Origin of the sequence: Streptomyces sp. NPDC102406 (assembly GCF_044765725.1) — a bacterium.
Taxonomy (GTDB): Bacteria; Actinomycetota; Actinomycetes; order Streptomycetales; family Streptomycetaceae; genus Streptomyces.
The window spans coordinates 835661-853978 of record NZ_JBIWKP010000003.1; the positions used below are offsets into that span (position 1 = coordinate 835661).

13 protein-coding genes are annotated in these 18318 nt (G+C 71.9%); 2 read left to right on the plus strand and 11 right to left on the minus strand.

Translation table 11 applies throughout. From position 1 onward, the window contains the following. Window positions 1-2: 2 nt before the first annotated feature. The 5 genes from ACIRF8_RS17620 to ACIRF8_RS17640 form a co-directional block, all read right to left on the minus strand. Window positions 3-659 (minus strand): SLATT domain-containing protein, encoded by a 657-nt coding sequence (locus ACIRF8_RS17620; RefSeq protein WP_404215731.1) that lies wholly within the window; start codon window positions 657-659, stop codon window positions 3-5. A gap of 79 nt (window positions 660-738) precedes the next feature. Beyond that, window positions 739-3576, minus strand: coding sequence for an NHLP bacteriocin export ABC transporter permease/ATPase subunit (locus ACIRF8_RS17625; RefSeq protein WP_404215733.1), 2838 nt, complete (start codon window positions 3574-3576; stop codon window positions 739-741). A gap of 1 nt (window position 3577) precedes the next feature. After that, window positions 3578-5803 carry an NHLP family bacteriocin export ABC transporter peptidase/permease/ATPase subunit gene (locus ACIRF8_RS17630; protein ID WP_404215735.1) on the minus strand — a complete coding sequence of 742 codons (2226 nt, stop codon included), beginning with the start codon at window positions 5801-5803 and terminating at the stop codon, window positions 3578-3580. Further along, window positions 5800-6600 (minus strand): HlyD family efflux transporter periplasmic adaptor subunit, encoded by an 801-nt coding sequence (locus ACIRF8_RS17635; RefSeq protein WP_404215737.1) that lies wholly within the window; start codon window positions 6598-6600, stop codon window positions 5800-5802. Before ACIRF8_RS17635 ends, ACIRF8_RS17630 begins: the two co-directional genes overlap by 4 nt. Before the next feature lie 139 nt (window positions 6601-6739). Then, entirely contained in the window at window positions 6740-6967 is a 228-nt protein-coding gene (locus ACIRF8_RS17640; protein WP_404215739.1) for a type A2 lantipeptide, read from the minus strand. 456 nt (window positions 6968-7423) lie between these two features. Between ACIRF8_RS17640 and ACIRF8_RS17645 the strand changes: the two genes are divergently transcribed. Continuing rightward, entirely contained in the window at window positions 7424-8344 is a 921-nt protein-coding gene (locus ACIRF8_RS17645) for a TIGR03564 family F420-dependent LLM class oxidoreductase (protein WP_404215741.1), read from the plus strand. A 210-nt stretch (window positions 8345-8554) separates the two neighbouring features. Next, window positions 8555-9571, plus strand: coding sequence for a LacI family DNA-binding transcriptional regulator (locus tag ACIRF8_RS17650; protein ID WP_404215743.1), 1017 nt, complete (start codon window positions 8555-8557; stop codon window positions 9569-9571). Window positions 9572-9607: 36 nt separating this feature from the next. Here ACIRF8_RS17650 and ACIRF8_RS17655 read toward each other — a convergent pair whose 3' ends face one another. The 6 genes from ACIRF8_RS17655 to ACIRF8_RS17680 are packed head-to-tail and all read right to left on the minus strand — an operon-like array spanning window position 9608 to window position 18186. Next, window positions 9608-10327, minus strand: coding sequence for a hypothetical protein (locus ACIRF8_RS17655; protein WP_404215745.1), 720 nt, complete (start codon window positions 10325-10327; stop codon window positions 9608-9610). Between the two features lie 34 nt (window positions 10328-10361). After that, window positions 10362-12569, minus strand: a complete 2208-nt coding sequence (locus ACIRF8_RS17660) for a glycosyl hydrolase family 95 catalytic domain-containing protein (RefSeq protein ID WP_404215747.1) — start codon at window positions 12567-12569, stop codon at window positions 10362-10364. Continuing rightward, a complete protein-coding gene (locus ACIRF8_RS17665; RefSeq protein ID WP_404215749.1) occupies window positions 12559-14550 on the minus strand; it encodes a beta-galactosidase in 1992 nt (663 codons plus the stop codon). Before ACIRF8_RS17665 ends, ACIRF8_RS17660 begins: the two co-directional genes overlap by 11 nt. Continuing rightward, window positions 14547-15473, minus strand: a complete 927-nt coding sequence (locus tag ACIRF8_RS17670; RefSeq protein ID WP_404215751.1) for a carbohydrate ABC transporter permease — start codon at window positions 15471-15473, stop codon at window positions 14547-14549. The genes ACIRF8_RS17665 and ACIRF8_RS17670 overlap by 4 nt, the downstream gene beginning before the upstream one ends. Next, window positions 15470-16510 (minus strand): ABC transporter permease, encoded by a 1041-nt coding sequence (locus ACIRF8_RS17675; protein ID WP_404215753.1) that lies wholly within the window; start codon window positions 16508-16510, stop codon window positions 15470-15472. The genes ACIRF8_RS17670 and ACIRF8_RS17675 overlap by 4 nt, the downstream gene beginning before the upstream one ends. After that, window positions 16510-18186, minus strand: a complete 1677-nt coding sequence (locus ACIRF8_RS17680; RefSeq protein ID WP_404215755.1) for an extracellular solute-binding protein — start codon at window positions 18184-18186, stop codon at window positions 16510-16512. Before ACIRF8_RS17680 ends, ACIRF8_RS17675 begins: the two co-directional genes overlap by 1 nt. Between the last annotated feature and the right edge of the window lie 132 nt (window positions 18187-18318).

Consider the following 18318-nt stretch of genomic DNA (forward strand, 5'->3'; position numbering starts at 1 on the left):
GATCAGGCCCCCGCGGGCGGCCCCGGCGCGGGGCCGGGTGCCGTCGTCTGTGCCCTCAACTGCTGCTCGCTCGCGGCGAACTCGGTCAGCCAGTGCGCGGTCTCGCCCTCGACCTCGCGGTGCACGGCCGCGACCAGCGCGCCGATCAGATCCATCCGCTGCTCAAGCTGCTCCGGCGTGATCCCCTCCGCCGAGCCGTCGCGCAGCTCCTCGCGCGACCAGGCGAGCCGGAACTCGCTCAGCTTCGTGCGCAGCGCCTGCGCCGCCGCCATGTCCCGCATCCACGCGGCGGAGAGCCCGAAGAAGTGGTCGAAGCCCTTGCACCCGGCGGCCAGGGCCAGCAGGACGTACCCCAGCGCCTGCGGCGGGCCGCCCTGCAGCGAACCCGCGAGGGGGACGGCCGTGCCCGCTATGGCCAGCAGGATCGTCAGGCCGCGGATGAAGCGGGAGCCCTGCCGCTTGCGGCGCCGGTCGCGCAGGTACCAGTCGACCGTGTTCTCCGCCTCCTGCTCGGCCCAGGCGCGGATCGCCAGGAGGGCGTCGCGCCGCGCCCGCGGGGTGCCGCCCGCGACCGCGGGGAACGGGCGGCTGCGCAGATCCCGCTCCGGACGCGCGCGGCCGTCACCCACTGTGTCATCGCTGATCCCCCGACGCAGCATCAACACCACCTGTACATAGGCGAGTTCACTCACTGTGAGCGTAACCGGTCGAGGTGCCCCCTGTCCCGGCTCCGGCCACTCACGCCCGCTGCCGCCGCACCAACTCGTGCAGCCGGCCGCCCGTGTCCGCCAGCAACTCCGCGGGCGTGCCCTGCTGCACGACGCGGCCGGCCGACATGACGACGACCCGGTCCGCGTCCAGGACCGTGGACAGGCGGTGGGCGATCACGACGCGGGTCGCGCGCAGCGCCCGCGTGCTGTCGATCACGATGCGCTGGGTCTCGTTGTCCAGCGCGCTCGTCGCCTCGTCGAAGAAGAGGACGCGCGGTCGGCGGATCAACGCCTGCGCGATCATGAGGCGTTGGCGCTGCCCGCCGGAGATCGCGCCGCCGCCCGCGATCATCGTGTGCAGCCCCATCGGCATCCGCCTGATGTCCTCCGCGAGGCCCGCCATCTCCGCCGCCGCCATCGCCTCCTCCTGCGTGAACGACTCGGCGCCGCAGATGCAGTCGAGGATCGAACCGGTCAGCGGCTGCGCGTTCTGGAGGACCACCCCGCACTGGCGCCGCACCGCCGCCTGGTCGAGCGCCGCGAGGTCCTGGCCGTCGTACAGGACGCTGCCGGACGTCGGGGCGTCGAAGCCGATGAGCAGCCGCAGCAGCGTCGACTTGCCGCAGCCGCTCTCGCCGACGACGGCCACGAACTCGCCGGGGCGGATCGCCAGCGACACGTCGTCCAGGACGAGCGGGCCGTCGTCGGTGTAGCGGAAGGACAGGCCGCGCGCCTCCAGGGCCCCGCTCAGCTCGCCCGGCTGGGTCGCGGAGCCGCGCACCTCGGGCTCCGCGTCGAGCACCGGCCTGATCTGCTCGTACATGGGCAGCACGGCGGCGGCCGAGACGAGCGCGCCCGTCAGTTGCGTCACGGACGTCAGGAGCATCGTCACCGAGGTGTTGAAGGTGAGGAACGCCGCCGCCGACAGGCTGCCCCGCGCGGGCCCCGCGAGCAGCATGAACATCACCAGCGAGCACAGCGGCAGATAGACGGCGTTGAGGACCGTCGTCACGTTCTTGATGCGGCCCGCCCGGCGCTGGAGGTCGCGGCTGAGCGCGAACTCCTTCGCCCAGGCCGCGTACGCGAAGCTCTCCGCGCCGGCGACCCGCAGCTTCGGCAGGCCGCGCAGCGTCTGGTAGGCCCGGTTGTTGAGCTTGTTGCCGAGCTCCACGAGCCGCCGCTGCCAGCGCAGTTCCCACAGTCCGAGCGTGAGGAAGATCCCGGCCACGAGCACCAGCATGCCGAGCGCCGCCAGCGCGAGCGGCACGCTGTAGAGGAGGAGCATCACCAGGTTCATCGCGCCGATCGTCACCGACTGCACGGCCACGGGCCCGACCCCGGACAGCAGTCTGCGGATCGCGCTGATCCCCATGGCCGCGCTCGCCAGCTCACCGGTGGAGCGCGCCGCGAAGAACCGTGTGGGCAGCCGCAGCAGCCGGTCCCACACCGCCGGTTGCAGGACGCTCTCCACGCGTCCCTCGACCCGCAGCACGGTCACGTTCTGGAGCAGCATGAAGACCGCCGACACGACGCTGGTGACCACCACCGCCAAGGAGACCTGGGTGATCAGGCTCGTCTGCGCGTTCGGTACGTACGTGCCGAGGACCTTGCCGGTCGCGACGGGCACGAGCGCGCCGAGCCCCACGGTCACCAGGCCCGCCAGCAGCAGCCTGCGCACGTCACGGGCGGCGGCGCGCAGGCTGAACCGCGCCAGCCGCCAGGGTGTCAGCCTGCCCTCCGGCAGCGGCCGGTAGAGCATCACGGCGCGTTCCTCGTAGTCCCGCGCGGTGTCCTCGTCGACGCGGGTGCCCCGCTCGGCGGAGCGGTGCACGGCCTCGTAGCCGCCGCGCCGCCACAGCAGCGCCACCGGCGCCCCCGACGCGGCGCGGAAGCCGACCAGCGGGCCCGTGTCCTGACGCCACCAGGCCCCGACGAGCCGGACGGGCCGGGTACGGATCCGCGAGGCGACCGCGATTCTGTCGACCGGGTCGATCCGGTCGCTGACCGCTCCGCCGCGCCCCGGCTCCACCAGATCGATGCCGCAGGCGTCCGCCACCAGCTTGCACGCGGCGTACGTCGCGTCGACCTCGCCCCGCGTTCCACGCGTCCGCCGCCCGCGCGGACCGATCGAGGCGAGCAGGGTGCGGTCGGCCTGCTCGCGGACGGCCTCGCCCGCGCGGATCCCGGCCGCCGCCCGGTCCTCGTGCGCGCTCTCCAGGCGTTCGATCCACCGGTCGAGCGTGGCCAGGAGCCGGTACTGCTGGTTCACCATCCGCTGCCACAGCGCGCCGTCCATCAGCAGATCGGCGGCGGCGTCGGCGGCGTACGCGGAGCCGTACCGCACGCTGCCCGGCGCGAGTTGGGGCCACAGCACGTCGTCGTCACCGGCGACGTCCTCGTCCGCGGACCGCCCGGCCCGGTCGCCCTGCTGGTTGAGGGGCGCCTCGAACAGCACCCGCTGCCCGCGCCCGACACCGAGCGCGAACGCCTCCTCCAGCAGGCTCCACGCCATGTCGTACGCGCCCTCGTGCGCGGGCGGCGTGTACGGCAGTTCGCGCAGCGGGATCCGGCGCAGCGCACAACCCGGGAGCGGCCTGCCGACCAAGGTGTGCTGGGTGCCCTCGACCGGGCCGAGCAGCAGCGTGCCCGGCTCCAGTCGGCCCAGGAAGTGCCAGTGCCCCTGGGCGTGGGCGTCCACCGCGAACAGGTCGAGCGCGCCGTCCACGACGAGCCACAGGACCTGCGGCCCTTCGAGGGACAGGCTGCGCAGGCCCGCGCAGTCGACGGGGGCGCCGAGCGCGCCGAACGCCGCCACCACCTGGTCCGAGGCGGCGTGCGGAACGAACTCCGGTTGCGTATAGGTCACGTCAGTGCTCCCTGACCAGCTCGGCGTAGGGTCCGCCGGCCGCGACGAGTTGCTCGTGGCGGCCCCGCTCGACGACCTGCCCGTGGTCGAGGACGACGATCTCGTCGCTGTCGCGCACGGTGCTCAGCCGGTGCGCGATGACCACGCAGGCGCAGCCGCGCCGCCGGATGTTGTCCATGACGACGCTCTCGGTCTCGGCGTCGAGCGCGCTCGTCACCTCGTCGAGGACGAGGATGCTGGGACGCCGCACGAGCGCCCGCGCGATCTCCAGACGCTGCCGCTGCCCACCCGAGAAGTTGCGGCCGTCCTGCTCGACGCGGCTGTGCAGCCCACCGGGCCGCCTGGCCACCACGTCGTACAGGCACGCGTCGCGCAGCGCGTCGGCGACGGCCTCGTCGGAGATCGACGGGTCCCACAGCGCCACGTTGTCGCGGACGGTGCCCTCGAAGAGGAAGACGTCCTGGTCGACGAAGGACACGGACGAGGCGAGGGCGCCGCGCGGGATGTCGTCCAGGCGCCGGTCGTCGATCCGGATGACGCCCTCCCAGGGCGTGTAGAGGCCCGAGATCAGCCGGGAGACCGTCGACTTGCCGCTGCCGGAGCCACCGACGAGCGCCACCTGCTGCCCGGGGCCGACCGTCAGCGAGAACCCGGACAGGAGCGGCTTGTCGAGCGGGCTGTAACCGAACGTGACGGAGTCGATCTCGACATTGCCCCTGAGCCGCCGTGTGCTGTGCACCGCCTCCGGGCGCGCGTACAGGGTGTCGACGGGAAAGTTCTCGACATCCTTCAGACGTGCCACGTCGGCGGCGAAGTCCTGGACGCGGCCCGCGACCCCGTTGAGCCGCGTGATCGGCGCGGTGAAGCGGGCCACCAGTGCCTGGAAGGCGACCAGCAGACCGACCGAGAGATGCCCCTCCACGGCGCGCAGCCCGCCGATCCACAGGATCAGCGCGCTGTTCAGCGTCGCGAGCGTCGGCGCGACGACACCGAGCCACGCGCTCGGCACCCCGAGCCGCTGCTGCTCCTCCAGCGTCGTCGCGTGCTGCCCCGCCCACCGCCGGAAGTACCCGTTCTCGCCCCCGGTCGCCTTCATCGTCTCGATGAGCTGAAGACCGGTGTACGAGGTGTTGGTGAGCCGCGCCGTGTCCGCCCGCAGCTTCTGCGTACGGGTCGCGCGCAGCCGCACGACGATCCGCATGGCCACCACGTTCAGCAGCGCGATACCGACCCCGACCATGGTGAGCTGCGGGTCGTACGTCCACAGCAGCGCCGCGTACAGCAGCACCACGACGCCGTCGACCCCGGCCGCCGTGAGATCGCGGGCCAGGGTCTCGGCGACCGCGTCGTTCGACTGGAGCCGCTGCACCAGGTCGGCCGGGCTGCGCTGCGCGAAGAACGTGACGGGCAGCCGCAGCAGGTGGCGGAAGAAGCGGGCGCTGCTCAGCGTCGAGGAGATGATCCGGCCGCGCAGCAGGTTCGCCTGTTGCAGCCAGGTGAGGACACCGGTGAGGGCCACCATGGCGCCCATCGACGCGAACAGCGCGCCGAGCAGCGAGGTCTGGTCGCCGATGAGGAACAGGTCGATGTACGTGCGGCTGAGCGCGGGCAGCGCCGCGCCCACGGCCACCAGCAGCAGGCTCGCGAGCAGGGCGGCGAGCATCGTGCCGGTCGTCCCGCGCAGCCGGCCCGGCAGGGCCCGCAGGACGCCCGGTCGGCGTCCGCCCGTGCGGAACCCGTCGCCCGGCTCCAGGACGAGGACCACCCCCGTGAAGCTGGTGTCGAAGTCCTCCATGGCGACGAACCTGCGGCCCTTGTCCGGATCGTTCAGGTGCACGCCGCGCCGCCCGAAGCGCCTCCCCATGCCGTCGTAGACGACGTAGTGGTTGAACTCCCAGAAGAGGATCGCGGGGCCCTGGACGTCGGCGAGCGCCGCGGGTTCCATCTGCATGCCCTTGGCGGTCATGCCGTAACCGCGGGCCGCCTTCAGCAGGTTGCTGGCGCGCGAGCCGTCGCGCGAGACACCGCACGCGATGCGCAGCTCCTCCAGCGGGACGTGCCGGCCGTGGTGGGCGAGCACCATGCCGAGCGCGGCGGCGCCGCACTCGACGGCCTCCATCTGGAGCACGGTGGGCGTGCGCACCCGCCCGCGGCGCTTGGGCGGCGGGGGAGCGGGCCGGGCCCGGCGACGGCCGTGCCCGGCGGGCGGCAGGGACGTGGTGGTCATGGCAGCAGCCAATCGATCGGGCGCTGCTCGGCGAGGTGCACGGCGCCGGTGGTGAGGGTCATGGAGGTGAGGGGGTAGGGCGGCCCGTCCGCCGTCGACCAGGCGTAACCGGATGTCGTGGACGTGTCCTCGGTGAGCTGGACGAGCACCGGGACGCGGGTCCCGCCCTTCGCGAACCGCGCGGCCAGTTCGCCGTCGCCGAGGAAGTCGGTGACCTGCCGTCGCGTCTGCGCGGCGCGTCCCACGGCCTTGACCTTGCCGCGCAGCACGCCGTAGCTCTGCGCGGCGGGCACGGTGAGATCGACGGGGGCGCCGGCGGGCACGTTCGCCGCGCCGGTCGCGGGCACGTACAGCACGGCCAGCAGGGGGTCACGCGCCGACGCGGTCTTCTCCAGGGTCGCGACGTCCGCGCCCGTGGTGACGACCGAGCCGAGCCGGGCGACGAGCGCGGTGACCCGGCCCGCGTCGATGGCGCGCACGACCTCGGTCCCCTGCTCGGTGCGGACCTTGAGCAGCGGCGCGTGCGCGGCGACGCGCTGCCCCTCCTTCACGTACAGGCCGGTGACCTGCCCGGTGACCGGCGTCTGGAGGACGTAACTGCCCTGTCCGTAGGTGAGGATGCCGCTCGCCCTGAGCGTGGAGGCCACCGAACCGGTCACGGCCCACACGCAGGAGGCGGCCATGACGACGACGGTCACGGCGAGGGCGAGCACACCGTGCGGTCGCGCGAGGCGCACCGGCAGGTCGAGATCCTCCGGTGACTGGAGCTTGCTGAGGGCCTGTTGGCGGAACTGCACGGGGTGTTTCCCTTACGTTGCTCAAGGCCGGGCGGACAGGGGCCCGGACGCGCCCGAAGGCCCCGGGACAGGAGGTCCCGAGGCCTTGGGGGCCGCCGCCGGTCAGGTCGGCGGTGGGGTGATCCGCTGGGGATCCGACTCAGAGGCCGGCGACCAGACCGGTGGCCAGACCCGTGACGGCACCGGTGTTGACGCCGGTCAGGTTCTCCACCGTGCCGGTGACGCCCGCGACGACGCCCGAGACGGGGGCGATCGAGTCGACGGTGCCGGTCACGTTGGAGACGAGGCCGCCGACGAGGCCGCCGGAGACGTTGTCCAGCTCGGCGTCGGAGATCTCGAGGGTCTGGACCTGGGGGGTGTTGCTCATGAGGAGAGCCGCCCTTCTCAGTGGTATCTGGGTAATTCGAAATAACGCGGAACGCTCCACGGGATTCGGCATGACCGAATCCGTGAGGTCCAGCGGTGCGGAGGATCAAAGCACGCCGATGCTTCGCACAGCCAATCGGAAGGTCCCCGGTCAGGGGGGATGTGCGAGGTCAATTACCGCATGGTGCAGGCTTTTTCACGGGCCGCTGGCAGCTCCTTCACAACCTTCACCGCCGGAATTGCGCGAAGGGCGGGACCAGTTTCAGCAAAATGGACACTCGCGCATCAATGGGTTTCCTTGTCCATGGTGTGCGGTGGATTTTTGTGGACCCTCGTGACTGCCCTGCGTAATCGCTGTGCAGGTTTCCGGCAGCCGCCCGCGGTGCGGCACGGGCCGACACGAACTGTTCATGTTCCAGGGGGAATCCGGTCCCCGCGCGCCCGTGTTCTCCCCGTCATGACAGTGGGAGTGACACTCGACACGACCGGTACCGACTTCCTCATCGACGACGCCGTGCGCCAGGCACGTGAGGCCCGCGCCAGCGGCCTGACGTCCCTGTGGTTCGGCCAGACCCTCGGCCACGACTCCCCGATGCTCGCGGCGCTCGTCGGCAGCGCCGTCCCCGACATCCACGTGGGCACCTCCGCGATCCCCGTCTTCGGCCGCCATCCGCTGTTCGTGGCGAGCCAGGCCAGGACGGCCCAGGCGGCCACCGGGGGCCGCTACCACCTCGGGCTCGCGCTCGGCACCCGACTGATCACCGAGGGCGCCCTCGGCCTGCCCTTCGAGCGGCCGGTCGCCCGGCTCCGCGAATTCCTCACCGCCACCCGGCAGTTGCTTCTGAGCGGGGAGGCCGACTTCGAGGGCGAACTGGTCACGGCGAGGACGCCGCTGCCCGCCCGCGTGCCAGGCGCCGAACCGCCCGTGCCGCTGCTCGTCGCCGCGATGGGTCCGCAGGCGCTGCGGGTCAGCGGCCGTCTCGCCGACGGGATCCTGCCGTACCTCGCGGGCCCGCGCGCCCTGGAGGAGCACATCGTCCCGGAGGTCACCCGGGCCGCCGCGGAGGCGGGCCGGCCCGCGCCGCGCATCGTCGCGTTCGTGCCCGGGGTCGTCACCCGGGACGCGGAGGCGCTGCGCCCGATCCTGCACGAGCAGCTCTCCTTCTACGCGCAGATCCCGTCCTACGCCCGCGTCGTCGAGCTGTCGGGACATCGGCACCCGGCCGAACTCGCCGTCGTCGGCGACGAGAAGGACCTGGCGGACGCCGTACGCCGGTACCGCGACGCGGGCGCCACCGAGGTCGTCGTCGGCAGCACCGGGGCCGACGGCGACGCGTCCCGGCTGCGGACGTGGGAGGTGCTGGGCGAACTGGCCTGACCTCACCGCTGGTGCCGACGGAACCCGCCCGCTGTCATTACCCTGGGAGGCGGCAATGGGGCAGGTCCACGCTGTCGAAGCGCTTCGACGCACTTCTGGACAGGTGCGGGTCGGCCCCATAGGGTCGATCTGCCGAACGTACCCACGGCTGTCCGGCCCGTCGAAGCGCTCAGCGTCGGCGCCCCCCTCGTCACGGTCCAGGAGAACGACATGGTCACGCTCGCAGAGGTCGCCCGGCACGCCGGAGTCTCCGCCAGCACCGTGAGCTACGTCCTCAGCGGGAAGCGGTCCATCTCCGCCGCCACCCGCGAGCGCGTCGAGAGCAGCGTCCGCCAGCTCGGCTACCACCCGAACGCCGGGGCCCGCGCCCTGGCCAGCAGCAAGTCGAACATCATCGCGCTCATGGTGCCGCTGCGCACCGACATGTACGTCCCCGTGATGATGGAGATCGCCATGGCCGTCGCCACGGCCGCCCGCAGCCACGGCTACGACATCCTGCTCCTCACCGGCGAGGAGGGCGCCCAGGCGGTGCGCCGCATCGAGGGGGCGGCACTCGCCGACGCCATGATCCTGATGGACGTCGAGCTGGACGACGAGCGGCTGCCGCTGCTGCGCACCGCGAGCCGGCCCGCCGTCCTCATCGGGCTGCCGTCCGACCCCACCGGACTCACCTGCGTGGACCTCGACTTCACCGCGGCGGGCGCCCTGTGCGCCCAGCACCTGGCCGACCTCGGACACCGCGAGATCGCCGTCATCGGCGAGGCCGCCGCGGTCTACGAGCGGCGCACCGGCTTCGCCGAGCGCACCCTGACGGGCCTGCGCGAGCGCAGCGCCGAGCTGGGCCTGCGGCTGCTGCACCGCCCGTGCGAGGGTTCGTACGCCTCCGTGTCGGCGACGTTGTCCCGGATCTTCGACGAGCGCCCCGGCACCACCGCCTTCGTCGTGCAGAACGAGGCCGCCACCGACCCGCTGCTCGCCCTGCTGCGCCAGTCGGGCCGCGCCGTGCCCGAGGACGTGTCGGTCGTCGCCGTCTGCCCCGAGCAGGTCGCCGCGCACGCCTCGGTGCCGCTCACCTCGGTCGCGGTGCCCGCGCAGGAGATGGGGCGGCGCGCCGTCGAGCAGGTCGTCGCGCAGGTCGAGGGGCGCGGCACGGAGAGCGAAGTCGTGCTGCTCGCACCGGAGTTGACGGCACGTGAGAGCGCGGCCCAGGCCCCCGCCGGAGCCTGAACCGCGCCCGTCGCCCTCCGGTCGGCTACCGGCCGGTCAGCTACTGGAGACCTTGAAGCCGTTCGTCGTGAAGTCCAGGCCGCCCGACGACGAGGTGATCTCGTAGCCGAACTGAACGTCACCGATCGTCTCGTTGCCCCACCAGCCCTTGGTGTCCTTGATCCACTTGAGGATCGGCAGGATGTTCACCGTGCCGGACGTCGAGTCCGAGGTCCGCAGGAACGAGAAGACCTCGTTGGCGCCGTTGTTCCCCTTGTAGACGGTCCAGGTGTGCCCGCCGAGCGTGACGTTGCCCTGCGAGGTGCCGAGCGGGCCGACCGCTCCGTTGTAGTTGACCCACAGCATGACCTCGTAGTCGTAGTCGCTGTCCCAGATGTCGTACGAGGTGTTGTACGCGCCCGACGACGGAACCGTCACGTTGTAGCTGCTGGTGAGCGAGGTCAGTGAGCCGATCGGCTTGTTCACGACCTTCTTGGCGTTCGGGTAGGACTTGATGCCGCCCGTGTTCGGGTGGTCGGCCCGCACACCCCAGTTGGAGGAGGAGTTGGCCCAGATCGACTGGGAGCCCGCGCCCGAGCCCCAGATGTTGTTGTAGAGGGTGTAGCCGTCCGAGGTGGTGTAGTTGCCCCACTGGTCGGACGACGACCAGATCGCCGCCTGCGCGGGGGCGGCGGCGAGGGCGAGCGAGGCCGAGGCCGCCAGCGCGGCCCCGAGCAGGGTGCGGCGCGATACGAAGCGGTGTGCCGAGAGTGCCATGGTGTCCCTTTCCATGGTCGGTGGGGGGAGGGAACTACCGCGTTCTCAAGCTGAGTTCGCGGTCCTCGCCGGCGGACAGGCACAGTCGCGCGGGTCCGCCGGTGGGGGTCTTGAGGTCCACGTCCGTGTCCCGGTCCGCGCTGACGCGGGCGGTGCAGATGCCGCCGCCCCAGCTCAGATCGACGCGCGCGCCGAACCGGGTGCGCAGGCCGGTCACGGCGCCGCGCCGCCAGCCGGGCGGCAGCGCGGGCAGCAGGACGAGCCGGTCCGGCGTGGACTGGAGGAGCGACTCGGTGAGCAGCGCGGGCAGGGTGTGCGCGGCGTCCGCGTTGTAGACGTCGCGGCCCGGGTAGTGCGCGCTCATCAGCGAGGGGTGGAAGTAGTCGCCGGTCAGCACCTGGCGCAGCGCGTCCCCGACCCGTTCCGGATCGCGCAGCCGGGCCGCGATCAGCGCGTGGTGGAGATGCCCGTGCGCGGAGTCGTTCTCGGCGCCGCGCAGTTCGAGGGCCCGGTGTGCCGCCTTCGCCCACTCGGGGGTGTCGTAGGGGTTGATGTCGTGGTGCGGCCACACCGGATACAGGTGGCTGAGGTGGCGGTGGTCGTAGGAGTCGTCGAGGTCGGGCCAGGCCCATTCGGCCAGCGCCCCGTCCGGGTTGACCCGGTAGTCGGGCAGCCGGTCGGCGAGCGCGGTCCAGCGGTCGCCGTCGGGTCCCGGGTGCCAGGCGGCGGCGGTGCGCAGGGCGTGCCGGGCCGCCGCGATGTCCATCGTGGCGTTCAGCGTGCCCCAGCCCGCGTTCGCCGGGCGGTTCTCGGGGGAGTACGACGGCACGATCACCACGCGCCCGTCGGGGCCGGTCCGGGAGAGGAAGTCCTCGTAGAACACGGCGACGTCGGCGAGGGCCGCCGCCAGCCAGGCGGGCCGCTTCCCCGTCGTCTCGGCCTGTTCGACCAGGGGGGTGAGGAGCCAGTCGGCGCCCGCCGTCCACAGGTGCATCGGCCACCGGCGCTGGAAGTGGTAGGCGTGCCCCGACTCCCCGTCGGTGTGCGCGGGCGCGACGATGCCGCGCGCCCCGAAGATCTCCCGCGCGTTGTCCCGCCAGTCCGCCGACTGCGCCCGGATCAGCGCGCCCTGGGCCTCGCTCACCTCGGGCAGCGCACAGGCGGCGGCGGACGCGGTCTGGAGGTTCAGGTTGGCGTCGGTGGTGAACGCGCCCGACCAGGCCGTGTCCCACGCGCCGGTCCACACCCCCGTGAGCCGGGGCGGCAGCGCGCCCGAGGCGCTGAGCAGGTGGTACCGGCCCGCCGCGAACAAGCGCTCCAGCAGGGCGTGGCTCTCGGGGCGCTGGAGGAGCGCGCTGCCGGGCAGGCCGCGTTCGGTGCGCGGCGCGTTCAGGTCGAACGTCACCCGCTCGTACGCGCTCCGGTGCCGCTCCTCGTGCCGGGCGAGCAGGTCCGCGTAGGTCACCGCCGCCTCCCCGCTCACCAGCGCCGTCAGCCCGGCGGCCTCGGTGCCCGCGTCCAGCTCACCGGTGTGCCGGTGCACCCGGGTGAGCAGCAGCAGCCCGCTCGCGCCCTCGACGCGCAGCCCCGTGGCGCCCACCGCCATACGCCCGCCGTGCGTGCGCGCCAGCGTCACCCCGGTGAACGCCAGATCGCTGTCCGGGTAGCGGCAGCGCAGCGTCAACTGGGCGCCCCGCGGCGTCAGGACGACCGCGCGCCCGACGCCGAGCCGGTCCGGCACCCCCGCCAGCCGGTGGTCGAGGGAGAGGTCCCCGTCGAGGGCGGGCCCGGTGACGTACTGCACGACGACGTCGTCCGCGCGTGAGACGAACACCCGGCTGTGCCATCCGCCGCACCGGGCCTCGGCCACCCCCGTCGCGAAGTCGACCGCGCGCCGGTAGCCGCGCCACACCACGCCGCCGCGCACGAACCGCACCTGGAACGCGGGATGGAACGCCCGGACCCAGCGCAGTGCCCGGCCGTCGGTGAACTGCTCGGCGGCGTCCACCTCACCGGCCAGCAACCGGTCCTGGAGCACGGGCAGACGAGCGGCGAGGGCGGGCGGTCGTGGCGGCGGGCCGCCGTCCGGGCGGACCAGCGCGTGATGGGTGACGATCACCCGGTCGTCGTGCGGGTCGCCGAACGCGAGGGTGCCGTGCCGGCCGTTGCCGCCGAGGAACGCGTCCTCCCAGCGCTCGGCCGGCGTCGGCTCCCAGGTGCCGTGCGGATGCTCAGGCAGCACCGCGCCCCCGTGTGCCGTGCGCGAGTACGGCGACACCGAACCGGCCGAGCCGCACGGACCCCGTGTGCTCGGTGCCGCTCAGCACGTCCCGGTACGTCGCCCCGTCCGGCAGCGCGACACCGACCTCGCCGCGCCCGTGGTGCAGCAGGAACAGCAGTCCGCCGCGGCGTACGGCCTCCACACCCGCGGGGAGGCCGGCCAGAGGAGGCCGTACGCCGGCCCCGGCAGCCGCGTCCGCGAGCAACGAGCACAGGGCCGGGGGTTCGGGGAGGGTGGAGAGGTACCAGGCACGGCCGCGGCGCAGCACGGCGGGCAGCCCGTCGAGATCGCCGCCGCGGTACGCGGCCACCACCTCGGCGTCCGCGCCCGCCGCCAGCTCCTCCGACCACAGGGTGCCGCGGAACGCGCCGCAGTCCACGCTCTCCCGCTCCTCCAGCGGCCACCACTCGTGCACCGTGCGGATACCGAACAGTTCCCGCAGCCGGGCGTCCATGCCGCCGGGCCGTATCCGGTCGTCGGCGTCGGCGACCCCGGTGAAGAACCCGCACAGGAGCGTCCCGCCGCCGCGCACGTACGCCAGCAGGTTCTCGATCGCCGCGTCCGTCAGCAGGTAGAGCTGCGGCACGACGACGACCTTGTACGCGGACAGGTCGTGCTCGGGGTGCGCGAAGTCGGCGGTGAGGTGGGCCTCCCACAGGGCCCGGTGCCAGGCCCGCACGACCTCCTCGTAGGCGACCTTCGTCGACGGTCTGCCGTCCTGGCCGCCCGCCCACCAGGAGTGCCAGTCGTGCAGCACGGCGACATCGGCGGGGACGTGTTGCCCGGCCACCTCGGGGCCGAGGCGCGCGAGCTCCGCGCCGATCCGCTTCACCTCGGCGAACACCCGGCCCTCCGCGCCCGCGTGGCCGACCATCCCGGAGTGGAACTTCTCCGCGCCCTGCCGGGACTGCCGCCACTGGAAGTAGCAGACCGCGTCCGCGCCCCTGGCCACCGCCTGGAGCGACCAGAGGCGGTTGAGTCCGGCCGGCTTGGGGTGGTTGACCCCGCGCCAGTTCACCGGCCCGGCCGCCTGCTCCATGAGCATCCACGGGCCCCGGGCCTGGCCGCGCGTCATGTCGGCGATCATCGCGTTGTACTGGCCGCCCAGCGGATCGCGCGGATCGGGATAGACGTCCACGGAGACGACGTCCTCCTGCTCCGCCCACGCCCAGGCGTCCTGGCCCGTCCACAGCGGCATGAAGTTGGTGGTGACCGGGGTGTGCGCGGGGGAGTGGCGGCGGACCAGGTCGCGCTCGGCGACGTAGCACTCCATGAGCGCGTCCGAGGTGAAGCGGCGGAAGTCGAGGAGCTGGGTGGGGTTGCGCAGGTACTGGGCGCGGCGCGGCGGGATCACGTCCTCCCAGGTGTCCAGGTGCTGGCTCCAGAAGGCGGTGCCCCAGGCCTCGTTGAGCGCGTCGAGGGTGTGGTACTTCGCGCGCAGCCAGTCACGGAACGCGCGGGCCGCCTCGTCGCCGTAGTCGAACGTGCAGTACTCGTTGTTGATGTGCCACATCCGCAGCGCCGGGTGGTGCCCGTAGCGGATCGCGAGGTCCTCGGTGATCGCGGCGGCGTAGCGGCGGTAGGCGCTGGAGGAGTGCGCGAACTGCTGGCGCGAGCCCCACCAGACGGTCCGCCCGTTCTCGTCGCGCGGCAGCGTCTCCGGGTGCAGGCGGCCGAGCCAGGGCGGCGGGGAGGCGGTCGGGGTGGCGAGGACGACGCCGATGCCGTGCGCGTGCATCAGGTCCATCAGCCGGTCGAGCCAGCCGAACTCCCGGGCGCCGGGGCGTGGTTCGAGCTTCGCCCAGGAGAAGACGCCGAGCGTGACGGAGGTGACGCCCGCCTCCTTCATCAGGGTCACGTCCTCGGCCCACACCTCCTCGGGCCACTGCTCCGGGTTGTAGTCGCCGCCGAAGAGGAGACGGCCGTCGGCTGCGAAGGTCATCCCTTCACCGCCCCGGTCAGCATGCCCTTCTTGAAGTGGCGCTGGACGAACGGCGCGGCCACGGCGACCGGGATCAGGGCGAGGACCATGACGGCCATCTGGAGTCCCAGCGTGGACAGTTCACCGGTGCGGACCGCCTGCTGGAGGCCGGTCGGCGCCGCGGTGTTCTTCTGCACGAGCTGGATGAGCACGTTCTGGAGCGGCATCATGTCCTGGTCGCTGAGGTAGATCGAGGCGTTGAACCAGGCGCTCCAGTAGCCGACCGCGTAGAACAGCGAGATGACGGCGAGCACGGCCCGCGACAGCGGCATGATGATGGTCGCAAGGATGCGCAGGTCGCTCGCCCCGTCGATGCGCGCGGACTCGGTCAGCTCCGGGGAGATCCCCATGAAGAAGCCGCGCAGGACCAGGATGTTGAAGACACTGACCGCGCTCGGCAGGATCAGCGACAGATAGGTGTCGGTGAGGCCGAGCGACTGCACCAGCAGGTAGGTCGGGATGAGACCGGCGCCGAAGAACATGGTCGCCATCAGGGTCATCAGGAGGAGCCGGTGGCCGAGGCTGCCGGGCCGTGACAGGCCGTAGGCAGCGAGCACCGACACCGCCATGGAGAAGACGGTGCCGACGAGCGTGACCCCGACCGAGACGAGGATCGCCCGGCTGACCTGGCCGCCGCTGAGCAGCTCCGTGTAGTTGATGAAGGTGATGTCCCGGGGGACGACGACGAGTCCGCCGACCCGGTCGATCACCGGCTTCGGGGAGAGGCTGGTGACGACGACGATCCACAGCGGGGCGAGCACGCCCAGGCAGCACAGGAGGAGGAAGCCGCCCTTCGCGGTGAGCCCGGCCTTCTTGGGCTCCTCCTCCCACGCGGGGCGGGCCGGCGCCCTCAGGCTGCGGACGAGCTGCGTGTTCAGGCTCATTTCTTGTACACCCCCTGCTCGCCGAGCAGATGCGCGAACCGGTTGGCGGCGAGCACGAGGCAGACCCCGATGACGCCCTTGACCAGGCCGACCGCCGCCGCGTAGCTGAAGTCGCCGTTCTGGATGCCCATGTTCCAGACATAGGTGTCGAGCACTTCGCTGGCGCCCACCCCGACGGCGTCCCGCTGGAGCAGGAACTGCTCGAAGCCGACGCTGAGCGCGTCCCCCACCCGCAGGACGAGCAGCAGCGCGATGACCGGTCGCAGCGCCGGCAGCGTCACGTGCCACATGCGGCGCCGGCGGCCCGCGCCGTCCATGGCGGCGGCCTCGTACAGGTCGGTGGAGACGGCGGCGAGGGCGGCGAGGAAGACGATGATCCCCCAGCCGGCGTCCTTCCACACGGACTGCGCGGTGACCAGGAACTTGAAGAAGTCCGCGTTCGTCATCAGGTCGAAGCCGCCCCAGCCGTGGTCCTCCAGGGTCTGGGCGATGATGCCCGCCCCGCCGAAGACCTGCTGGAAGACGGTGACGACGAGGACCCACGAGAAGAAGTGCGGCAGGTACATGATCGCCTGGGCGACGGCCCGCACCCGGGGCCGGATCACGCTGTTGATGAGCAGCGCGAGCGCGATGGGGACGGGGAAGAACAGCACGAGCTGGAGCAGGAACAGCACGACCGTGTTCTGTGCGGCGCTCCAGAACAGCGGGTCGTCGACCATCCGGGAGAACTGTTCGACGCCGAGCCACGGGCTGTGGAAGATCGCCGTGACGCCGTTGCTCGCCGCGTAGGGGTCGTAGTCCTGGAACGCGACGACGTTGCCGAGCAGCGGGATGTAGTTGAACAGGAGGAGCAGGGAGATGGCGGGCAGCGTCATCAGGATGAGCGCGCGGTCGCGGCGCAGCCGGACCCGCCAGGGGACCCGGGCGTCCGCGCGGTTCTTGCTCGCAGTCGCCTTCGGGACGAGCGCGGCCACCGGTTCCTCGACGGCGGTCGCGGGCCGTGTCCCGTCGGGCCTGCTCCCGGCGGTGAGAGACATCAGTTGCCGCTGCCGTTCTTGTCGATGAGCTTCTTGTACCAGTCGCGCAGCTTGTCGCCGCCGGACGACTTCCAGGTGGCGATGGACTGCTGCACGTCGGAGAGCTTCTTGTTGCCGCGTACGTAGTCGATCTCCAACTGCTCGAACTGGCTGGAGAGGTTGGCGTAGCGGGTGGGCTCGACGATGTTCATGCCGTACGTCGACGTCTTCTTCATGAAGGCGCCCATCCGCTGCTCCCACTCGACCTGCTTGCGTGCCACGTCCGGGTAGTCGGGGTGCGCGAAGTAGGGGGCGGGGGCGGCCAGCATCCCCCAGGCGTTGATGACCTCCTGGTTGCCCTGGTCGGTCTTGACCGGGACGCCGTCCTTGACCGTGTAGTGGGTGCCCTCGATGCCGTAGTCGACGAGGACGCGCTCCTTGGTGCCGTACGGGGCGGCCGCGAAGTTGGCGGCGGCCAGCGCGTTCTCGACCGTCTCCTTGGAGGCGCCCTTGCGGATCAGCGACCAGACGTTGGCGGGCTGGCTCGCCCAGAGCCGCGGGTCGCCGCCGTCGGGGCCGAAGATGTCCATGGCGTCGATCGCGAAGTCCGGGTTGGACTTGGCCTGCTCGGCCGTCTTGCCGTACCAGGCGGACATGTCCATGTTGTACATGAGGATCTGACCGGCTCCGAAGCGCTGCCCCGCGTCCCCGGAGCGGGCCTTGTCGTCGGGGTGGACGACGCCCGCGTCGAACAGTTTGCGGGTCCACTCCAGCGCTTCGAGGTACTCGGGCTGCTCGATGCGGTACGTCAGCTTGCCGTTGTCCTCGATGTGCCAGCCGAGCGTGCCGGAGGGGCGGACGCCGAAGATGTTGAAGCCGGTCCAGGACATGTCGCCGCAGGCGTACACCTTGGCCTTGGCGCTGGTCGCCTCCTTGGCCCAACTGATGAACTCAGCAGGAGACTTGGGGACCTCGTAGCCCTTCTTGTCGAAGATGTCCTTGCGGTAGTACGCGATGTTGAACGTCGCTGCGGCGGTCGGCATCGGGATGCCCCGCAGGGCGCCGCCGAAGATGCCCATGCGCCAGGAGTCCGAGGGGATGGCGGCCAGGTTCGGGTACTTCTTCACCTTGTCGCCGGCCAGGTACGGGCCGAGGTCCATGAACTTCGCGGTGACCGCGTTGGAGATCTTGCCCACCAGCTCCCAGCTCGGCACCACCACCATGTCCGGTAGGGAGCTGGAGGCGAGGACGGCACCGAGCTTCTGCCCGTAGGTGTTGCCGTCCTGGTTCTGCCAGATGACCTTGGTGCCGGCCGCCGCGTCGAGCGCCTTGTAGTAGGCGCAGCCGCCCTTGGGCGGGGAGCCCCAGAACGGGGACATGATCTTGATGGGTGCGCCGGTGCCCAGCTTCTCGGGGGCCGAGGCGGCGAGGGCCGAGAGCTCCACCTTGCCGGTGTATCCGGCCGCCGAACCGTTCTTCGAGGGGAGGTCCGGATCGGCGAACTTGCCGGCCACGAAGGTCGGCAGCAGTCTGGCCGCGTCCTTCCCTGACGTGGTGCCTTCCCGGTCCTTGCTGTCCGACCCGCCGCAGGCGGTGAGCAGCGGCGCCCCGCCGGCCACGGCCGCGGCGGCCACGGCGGTGGAGGCGAGGAAACTTCTCCGGCTGGGAGCTGAGGCGGAGGGCGAGTTCGGCGTCATTGCGGCAACCCTTCAAGGAACGCTTCGCATCTGTGTGTCGAAGCGCTTCGATGTTGCAGCGAGGCTAAGGGAACGTTTCCGGGGTCACAAGGTGGATGCACGGAATTCCTCAACTGACTTTCTCCGCACCAC